The 7,873-nt window shown below is 63.4% G+C and carries 8 protein-coding genes, 1 tRNA gene and 1 pseudogene; 7 read left to right on the forward strand and 3 right to left on the reverse strand.

Annotated elements, in window-relative coordinates; translation table 11 throughout:
• Window positions 1-67 precede the first annotated feature (67 nt).
• Both LB515_RS15080 and LB515_RS15085 read left to right on the forward strand, forming a co-directional pair.
• The gene (locus LB515_RS15080) at window positions 68-1,462 is read left to right on the forward strand and encodes a multicopper oxidase family protein (protein ID WP_224708189.1); all 1,395 of its coding nucleotides are present in this window, start codon (window positions 68-70) and stop codon (window positions 1,460-1,462) included.
• 106 nt (window positions 1,463-1,568) lie between these two features.
• Complete coding sequence (locus LB515_RS15085) at window positions 1,569-2,063, forward strand: hypothetical protein (protein ID WP_224611022.1); 495 nt, start codon at window positions 1,569-1,571, stop codon at window positions 2,061-2,063.
• Window positions 2,064-2,096: 33 nt separating this feature from the next.
• Here LB515_RS15085 and LB515_RS15090 read toward each other — a convergent pair whose 3' ends face one another.
• Window positions 2,097-2,276 carry a hypothetical protein gene (locus tag LB515_RS15090; RefSeq protein WP_181174778.1) on the reverse strand — a complete coding sequence of 60 codons (180 nt, stop codon included), beginning with the start codon at window positions 2,274-2,276 and terminating at the stop codon, window positions 2,097-2,099.
• A 300-nt stretch (window positions 2,277-2,576) separates the two neighbouring features.
• Between LB515_RS15090 and LB515_RS28330 the strand changes: the two are divergent.
• The 3 genes and pseudogenes from LB515_RS28330 to LB515_RS15105 all read left to right on the forward strand — a co-directional run.
• A pseudogene (locus LB515_RS28330) lies at window positions 2,577-2,858 on the forward strand (AsmA family protein); the annotation flags it as partial.
• Between the two features lie 501 nt (window positions 2,859-3,359).
• Window positions 3,360-5,612 carry an AsmA-like C-terminal region-containing protein gene (locus LB515_RS15100; protein ID WP_224708196.1) on the forward strand — a complete coding sequence of 751 codons (2,253 nt, stop codon included), beginning with the start codon at window positions 3,360-3,362 and terminating at the stop codon, window positions 5,610-5,612.
• A 116-nt stretch (window positions 5,613-5,728) separates the two neighbouring features.
• Window positions 5,729-6,061, forward strand: coding sequence for a hypothetical protein (locus LB515_RS15105; RefSeq protein ID WP_224708190.1), 333 nt, complete (start codon window positions 5,729-5,731; stop codon window positions 6,059-6,061).
• A gap of 194 nt (window positions 6,062-6,255) precedes the next feature.
• Here the strand turns inward: LB515_RS15105 and LB515_RS15110 are convergent, their stop codons facing one another.
• The gene (locus tag LB515_RS15110) at window positions 6,256-6,699 is read right to left on the reverse strand and encodes a hypothetical protein (protein WP_224708191.1); all 444 of its coding nucleotides are present in this window, start codon (window positions 6,697-6,699) and stop codon (window positions 6,256-6,258) included.
• A gap of 177 nt (window positions 6,700-6,876) precedes the next feature.
• Window positions 6,877-6,952, reverse strand: a tRNA-Ala gene (locus LB515_RS15115).
• Window positions 6,953-7,119: 167 nt separating this feature from the next.
• On the opposite strand from LB515_RS15115, the gene LB515_RS15120 reads away from it, so the two are divergent.
• Together LB515_RS15120 and LB515_RS15125 are read left to right on the forward strand one after the other, a co-directional pair.
• On the forward strand, window positions 7,120-7,419 hold the full coding sequence (locus LB515_RS15120; RefSeq protein WP_135888880.1) for a YggT family protein: 300 nt from the start codon (window positions 7,120-7,122) through the stop codon (window positions 7,417-7,419).
• A complete protein-coding gene (locus LB515_RS15125; protein ID WP_224708192.1) occupies window positions 7,419-7,742 on the forward strand; it encodes a DUF167 family protein in 324 nt (107 codons plus the stop codon). Before LB515_RS15120 ends, LB515_RS15125 begins: the two co-directional genes overlap by 1 nt.
• The last annotated feature ends 131 nt before the right edge of the window (window positions 7,743-7,873 follow it).

Raw genomic sequence — 7,873 nt, forward strand, 5'->3', positions numbered from 1 at the left:
TGGTGGTAGGCGGCTCACTGGTTCAGCTCAATTCCAACGGCCGAGGCATCCTGCCGACGGAAACCGTATGACGACATTCACGCGCCGCGCCCTTCTCAAAACCACAGCTGCCGCAGGCCTGGCCGGCATCGGCGCCGCGACTGTCGGCAGATTGGCGGGCTTTGCAGCCGCCAAGCCTGCCCCGCTGATCCTGAAGACCGCAAGCATCGGGGCGCAGCTGATGGACGGCGCGCCGACGAAGAATGTGCTGACCTACGGCGAGGCCGGCATGCCGCCGGTCGTCAGGATGAGAAAGGGCGAGCCGTTTGCCGCGCGCCTGATCAACGGCATCAATGATCCGACGACCATCCACTGGCATGGCATCCGCGTTCCTAACAAGATGGACGGCGTGCCGTTCCTGGTGCAGCCCTATGTCTATCAGGGCGACAATTTCGACTATGAATTCACGCCGCCCGACGCCGGCACCTTCTGGTACCACCCGCATTGCAACACGCTGGTCCAGATGGGCCACGGCCTGACCGGGGTGATCGTGGTCGAGAATCCGAAGGACCCGATCTTCGACGTCGAGATGGTCGTCAACCTGCGCGACTGGCGGCTTGGCGACGACGGCCAGTTCATCGAGCCGTTCCGGCCGCGCGACGCGGCCAAGGCCGGCACCTTCGGCACGGTGCGCACCGCCAATTGGCAGGGCCAGCCGCAATTCGATGCGCCGGCCGGCGGGCTGGTGCGGCTGCGCGCGGCCATCACCGACGTCACCCGCATCTATGCCTTCCGCGTCGACGGCGCCGAGGCGACGGTCATCGCGCTCGACGGCAATCCGGTGCCGCAGCGTTTTACGCCGGATGCCTCGCAGCTGGGGCCTGGCCAGCGGCTGGAGCTTGCCATCCGCATGCCCGACGAGGAGGGCGCGATCGTCAGCCTGCGCGATGTCAGGGGCACCAAGCCGAAAATCCTGGCGACGCTGCGCTCGGTCGGCAAATCGCTCAAGCACGATCTGCGCGATCTCGGCCCGCTTGACGCCAATCCCGTGTCGGAGGTGGACCTGACAAGCGCCAAGCGGATTCCCCTGGCGCTGAGCGCGACGGCCGAGAACGTTGCGGCCGACGGCATTTGCGGCTCGCTCGGCTACAGTTTCTGGGCGATCAACAAAGTGCCGTGGCCGGGCGACACTCCGGACCCGACCGCGCCGCTCGCCGAACTGAAGCTCGGCCAGAGCTACATCATCGACATGGAGAACCTGACCCCGCACGCGCACCCGATCCATTTGCACGGCATGAGCTTCAAGGTGCTGTCGTCATCGACCAGGGCAGTGCAGCCGCTAATCTCCGACACCTATCTCATTCAGCCCGACGAGAAGGTGCAGCTCGGCTTCGTCGCCGACAATCCCGGCGACTGGCTGCTGCATTGCCACATCATCGAGCACCAGAAGACCGGCATGACGAGCTACTTCCGGGTGGTATGAGCGCATCGGCGTGGAGATGCGTCGGCATTCCGCAGGTTGACGCGTTTGGCCGATTGCCTAGGTAGGGAGGAGGGCGCTGGGGCGGCACACAACTCCGACCGACGGCATGACATCCTTGCATATTCGAAAACTTGCCTTTGTTGCGGCAGGTATCTCCATCCTGTCGTCCTGCGTCATCCCCGACGATACGTCGAGCATCGCCAAGGTCGACGCCACCACGGCCGCTGCCCGCAAGGAGATGGTCGGTCTCAGCGAGGCCGATGTCCGCATGTGCGCCGGCTTTCCGACCGCGACGGCCGACACGGGGCCTTCCGGTCAGATTTGGACCTACCAGCGCACCGTGCAACGCGGCAATCTCAGTATCGCGGTGCCGACGATGGCCGTGGGCGCGATTCCCGCGGTCGGAGGGTCGGTCAACGTCGCCCCCGGCGGCTATTGCAATACGCAAATACGCATGCTCAACGGCCACGTCGCAGAGGTAGCCTATGCCGGCGACAATAACTTGCCGAACAGCCGTGACGCGCTGTGCGTCAGCACCGTGGACGCCTGCGTGGCCTATGCGCGCCAACGCAATCACAAAGCAACACCAGTCTCCAGGTGAGTGGGACGAGGCCGGTCCGAGACTCCGCTTGTGTCAGCGTCCTCCGGGGTGTATGGCGCCGGGCTCCTTTTTGGAGGCGTCGGGCGAAACATGCCGGCCCATGTCTCTGCCGGTTTCGGGCGGCGGGACATCCATCAGGTTTCTGACCTTGGCGTTGTTGTGCGCGTGGATGATGGCGCGGCTCAAACGAAGCAGGGTTCCGAGCGCAGACATTGGCACGTCCTCCATTTGAAATGGCTGATATGTCGGCGGCGGGTGCCGGAAAAATGCGCCCGGTCTGTTTCACGCGAATGGCTCGGAAACCGGCTGACCGTTTCCAAACCCTTTCGTCTGGAAACACTTGCGTGCAAATGGCTGCGACCGCGATAGACCTCGACGAAAGAGCCGACGGGCTCCGCGGAACAGTCCGAAATTCGTCCGGCGCGGGGCCCATGTTTCGGCAGGATTCAGTCGCGCGCCAGAAGCATGTATGTTTGACGATACTGATTCTTCCGATCTTTTTGGCTGGTCGATGTGAGAAAAATCGTCGCTGCACTCACCGTAGCCGTCGTTCTTGTCGTCGGGCTGCTTTTCCTTCTGCCCGCGCTTGTTTCAACCGACTGGGTTCGTGCCGAACTGAGCCGGCAACTGTCAGCCGCAACCGGAATGACAATTCGGCTGGACGGACCTGTCAGACTATCGCTGCTGCCCAAGCTGGCGGTGGTCGCGGACGATATCTCGCTTTCGACCGGCACGGGCGATATCGCGATATCCGCTCCGCGGTTCTCGACTTCGATAACGCTGTCGTCCCTATGGTCGAAAAAGCTTGAGATACAGTCCGTCGCGCTGGCGGATCCGGTAATCGCGCTCAAGGCTTCGGCAAACGTGGCGTCAGCTCCGGAACCGAAGGATGTACAGGCCGATCCGTTCGCGGCGGTTGTCGATACGCTCGAGCGGCTGGCGATCAACCAACTGACGATAACGAACGGCACCCTCACCTCAGGCGCGTCGACCGGCAATTCCGCTGAGGTGACAGCAATCGACGCCGATCTGAGGGTTCCGGACCTCGACCGGGAGGTCTCGTTTTCATTGGCCGGCACCAGCGGCGGCCGTCGCGTTGAAATGAGCGGGAGCCTTTCCGCCTTGAGGCCGATCCTGAAACGGCTGCCGGCCCAGATCGCCATCGAGGCGCGTCTCGATCCGGCGCCGGTTGCCAAATTCTCTTCATTGCATGCGAGTGGAGAGATCCAGCTCAACGGGAACGGCAGTTATCAGATCAAGGGCGGAAAGTTCGATGTCGGCGACCAGAGCTTCCAGATGGACGCGCTCTTTCAGCCCGGGGCGCGGCATCGCTTCTTCGCCGACCTGGCGGCAAAGCGCGTCGATATCGACGCCTTGAGCGATATTGGAAAGGATGGTTCCAGCGCGGGCAAGGTTTCGGCCGGCTCCGGCGAGCCCGACCTCGCGATGCTCTCTGCGTTCGACGCCGACATCAGCGTTGCCATCGATGAATTGGTCGGCGGCAAGATACGGGCTTCCGACGTGCAGCTCGCCGCAACGCTGCATGACGGGCATCTCGAGGCAAGGCTGGAGCACTTCGGCCTCGATGCGGGAAATCTCACCGCGACAGCCTCGACGATTGTCGGTGAAGCACCACCGACCATACGGGGCAATGTTGCCAGTTCGGGGCTGGACGTCGGCTCTATAGCGAAGCTGGCCGGACAATCCGTGCCGTTGTCCGGAAAGCTGACCGCCGATATGGGGTTCGCTTTTCGCGGACTCACCGCGGAGCGCATACGCAGCAGCGTCAATCTGCAGGGAACGGTTGGAATTCGGGAAGGCAAGCTTCCGCTTGCAGCACTTGCCGAGGCCCGGACGGCCGACGACATCACCGGACTCAATCTTGACGCGAAGGTTCACGATGTCGGCAAGCCGGTCGATTTGACGGGCAAGCTCGTCTGGCGGGGACAGGCCGTGACGTTCAAGTCCCAGCTCGCGCCTGCATCCTTTCTGGCCAGCGGCTCCGTTGCCGATGCGTCCGGGCCGATCAGCCTTTCGGTTTCCTCCAAATACCTCGAAGGCAGCATAAGCGGCGCTGCCGGGGGTGGCGGCACGTTCAAGGGTCAGGTTTCGGTCACATCGGCCTCGGTCGACAAGCTCATGCAATGGCTGGGGCAGAGTGCTTCCCACGGTCTGCGAGACTTTGCCTTCAAAGGTTACGTGGACGCCGGGCGAGGACAGCTTTCCTTTCAGAAAGCCGCTGTTGCCTTGAACGGGATCAAGGCGTCGGGCCAGGGCTCGATGAAATTTGGGGAGCCTCTCAACATCCGGACGTCGCTCAAATTCGCGAAGCTTGACTTCGCGGCGTTCGCCGGCGGTGGCGAGGCTGCCACGGGAGGAACGCAGAAGCCGAACGGCGCCACCGACGCGCCAATCGATCTCTCCTTCCTCAAGGGAATTGATGCCAAGGTGGATATCCAGGCCGACAAGCTCGGCTATGGAAAGGTCTTCGCCGGGCCGGTGGCGACCACTCTGGTGATCGCCGATGGCAAGGCGCACCTGAACGTGCCGCAAAGTCCCTTCTACGGCGGCACGATTGCCGCGGAAATGACAGCCGACGGTTCCGGCGATGCCGCGTCCCTGGACCTGAACACGGCGATCGCCGGCGCGGCCGCGGCTCCCTTGCTCCATGACGCGGCGGATTTCGACCGCATCGAAGGAACGCTCAATGCGACCGTCGCGGTTTCAGGCTCGGGAAAGACTACGAAATCGCTTGCCCGCTCCCTTGGCGGCAAGGCGGCGGCAAAATTCGGCGACGGCGCCTTCCGGGGCATCGACATAGCGGAGGTCTACAACAACCTGGTCGGGCTGCTTTCCAGCGGTTTCAAGCAGGATCAGACCAAGAAGACGACGTTCACCGAACTCGGCGCCTCTTTTGCCATCGAGAACGGCGTCGCGCAGACGACGGACATCAGCCTGCTGGGTCCGCTGGTGCGAATGGACGGCTCGGGCAAGATAGACTTCGCCGACCAGACGCTCGACATCCGTCTCAACCCCCGCGTCGTTGCCTCGCTTGCCGGGCAGGGAGGCGATGTTGCCGTGAAGGGCATCGGTGTGCCTATCGTGGTCCAAGGCCCGCTGTTTTCGCCTCGGGCCTATCCGGACCTGAGCGCATTGGCCAAAGACCCGCAGGGCGCGCTGGACATGTTGAGCCGCCTTGGGCTGCCAACCGGGAAACTCAATCTCGACAAGCTGATCCCGGGCCAAACGGGCTCGAACGGCGACGGTTCCGGCAAGGGAGCGGCGAATCTGATCGGCGATCTTCTGCGCAACGCCGCGCCCCGGCCCAAGGCGCTGCCCGCGGCTCCGGAACCCGCCGTGGCGCCAGACATCGGCAAGACGGATAATGCGGCTGCGCCGCCAGGTTCGAACGCCGGTGGCGAGGCCGAAGCAGAGACCGCCGCGCCGGCGGCCGAACCCGCTTTCGCCGACCCGCAGGCCTCCCCTGCTTCGCCCGAAGCGCCAAAGAAAGGGGAAATCGACACGCTTCTCGATCAGCTGGCGAATTAATACACATGATCTAACGCTCATATGTGCGGCCGCAAATCAAAGTGATCTCGGCCGCCGCAAATCGTCCCCAATCGGGACGTTCTTCCGGCCTTAATCTGGAGACGTTGGAGAGGCCGATGAAATTGTCTGTTCTTGCCCTTGCCGGCACCATGCTGGCGGTGATGCCAGCGGTCCACGCGGCACCAATGATTGGCATGCCGGCCAGAAATGGCCTGGTGCAGCAGGCGCATGTCACATGCGCCTACCTGACCGAGGACGGCTACTGCGTGCGGCCGCACAAGAAGCATAAATACTGGAAGCACCACCACTACGACCGGCCTGCCTACCGCACCGATGAGCGTCAGCTACCGGACGAGGATTACTGGCGCTATCAGCGTCCGCGGCCGATCATCCGGGTTGTTCCCGACTATCCGCAGGACGAAGACAATTGGGATGACTGGGACGATTGAGGCGAGCCGCCCTTCATTGGCAAGCGGGATGCCTGCAGGCCCGCTATTCATCAGAGCGGACACCCCGCCATTGGTCTGGCAGGTCGGCGGAGAGGTCGATGAAACTCGCCGTCTGGCCTGCCCGGCGCGATCTTTGCGCGCCCGGGCGGCGCCCGAACCGGCCCGTCCCGGAATAACGGACGGAGCCGGGGCTCCTACCTCTTCAGCGCGATGCTCATGCCGCTGAGGTCGGCGTTGACCTGCAGGCCGACCTGCCGGCCGGTGAGCTCGAGCTGGGCGCCCTTGTCATTGGTCATGACGATCACCTGGGCGCCTCTGCCGAGCGCGCCGCCACCGCCGGCCGCGCCGTAGACGCCCGTCACATCGCTGGCTCGTCGGATGTGGCGCACCCTGCCCTGAAAATAGGTCTTGGACGCGCCGAAGGCCAGGCCGCCCGAGATGCCGCCGACCGAGATCGGATACCGTTTGCCATGGAAGGTCAGCGTGCCTTCGCCGCCGGAGCCGCCGATGAAGAAGGCCGCCTTGTAGACGGAGAAGCGGATCGTACCGCTGTCGGCATGCGCGGCGCTGGCAATGCTGACGCTGGCGGCAGCAATGGCCGCAACCGCGACTGAACGGAACCTGGACGAAATCTTCATGATGGAGAACTCCTCAAGCATCGCCGCTTACCCAGCCGGCCGGGGAATATCAGCTTCAAAAGTATAGCTGAACCGTCTTGCCCTGCCATTTGTTCCAAGCACGCGGCCCGAAATCCGGCAGTCACAAAATGCTGAGCGAGGAGGCAAAAGCCGATGAGAAGTACATGCGATGCTGGCTGGTGGAGCTGAGGGGGATCGAACCCCTGACCTCATCATTGCGAACGATGCGCTCTCCCAGCTGAGCTACAGCCCCGTTCCAGCGGATGGGCTTGTATCGGTCGCGGCCGTTTGATGTCAAGGCGAAAGACCGGGCCGGCACAAGCGCCGTGGTGGGGCGGGCCTTGCCCGCACGCCAAGCCCGCGGGCCTTGCCCGCTCGCCAAGCAATGGCTACATGTCGGCGACAATTTTGGAGACCGGCATGATCGCCCTTATTCAGACCATCGTCATGGCGCTTGATATCTACTGGTGGATCATCATCGCTTCGGCGATCTTTTCCTGGCTCTACGCCTTCAATGTCGTCAACTCGCGCAACCAGTTCGTCGGTTCCGTCGGCAATATGCTCTATCGGCTGACCGACCCGGCGCTGCGCCCGATCCGCCGCTTCATGCCCGATCTCGGCGGCATCGACATTTCGCCGATCATTCTTTTGCTGATCATCTTCTTCATCCGGCAGTTTCTGGTCACCACCGTCTGGTCCTGGGTCGTGACCGGCGGCTGATGAGTCCGCCGTTTCGGGAGCGCGAGAACGGCATCGACCTCTTCGTGCGTCTGACGCCGAAAGCGGCGCTCGACCGGATCGACGGCGTCGAGACCGCCGCCGACGGTCGCAGTCACCTTAAGACCCGCGTGCGCGCCGTGCCGGAGAACGGCGCCGCCAATGCAGCGCTGGAACGGCTGATGGCCAAGGCGCTGGGTGTGCCGGTGTCGGCCGTTTCGGTGGTCGGCGGCGGCACATCGCGGCTGAAGACGCTGCGGGTCATGGGTGATGGGGCCGAGCTGGCGAAAAGCGTCGAGGCTCTTTCTAAGCAATCGAAGATCTGAGACGCAGGCGGGACGGCGCCCCCCTCTGTCCTGCCGGACATCTCCCTCGCTTGGCTACGCTATGCACACATCTTCTGTGACTGGCGCGACTGATCAGGCCGAGGCTTGATTGCCAGGTGGTTCCCCCAATC

Source organism: Mesorhizobium sp. CA15 (assembly GCF_020165215.1).
Lineage (GTDB): Bacteria > Pseudomonadota > Alphaproteobacteria > Rhizobiales > Rhizobiaceae > Mesorhizobium.

Excerpts from the sequence above, each read along its gene's own strand:
- LB515_RS15080 (WP_224708189.1), top strand. The coding sequence starts at position 68 with ATGACGACATTCACGCGCCGCGCCCTTCTCAAAACCACAGCTGCCGCA.
- LB515_RS15120 (WP_135888880.1), top strand. The coding sequence starts at position 7,120 with ATGATCGCCCTTATTCAGACCATCGTCATGGCGCTTGATATCTACTGG.
- LB515_RS15090 (WP_181174778.1), bottom strand. The coding sequence starts at position 2,276 with ATGTCTGCGCTCGGAACCCTGCTTCGTTTGAGCCGCGCCATCATCCAC.
- LB515_RS15125 (WP_224708192.1), top strand. The coding sequence starts at position 7,419 with ATGAGTCCGCCGTTTCGGGAGCGCGAGAACGGCATCGACCTCTTCGTG.
- LB515_RS15100 (WP_224708196.1), top strand. The coding sequence starts at position 3,360 with ATGGACGCGCTCTTTCAGCCCGGGGCGCGGCATCGCTTCTTCGCCGAC.
- LB515_RS15105 (WP_224708190.1), top strand. The coding sequence starts at position 5,729 with ATGAAATTGTCTGTTCTTGCCCTTGCCGGCACCATGCTGGCGGTGATG.
- LB515_RS15110 (WP_224708191.1), bottom strand. The coding sequence starts at position 6,699 with ATGAAGATTTCGTCCAGGTTCCGTTCAGTCGCGGTTGCGGCCATTGCT.
- LB515_RS15085 (WP_224611022.1), top strand. The coding sequence starts at position 1,569 with ATGACATCCTTGCATATTCGAAAACTTGCCTTTGTTGCGGCAGGTATC.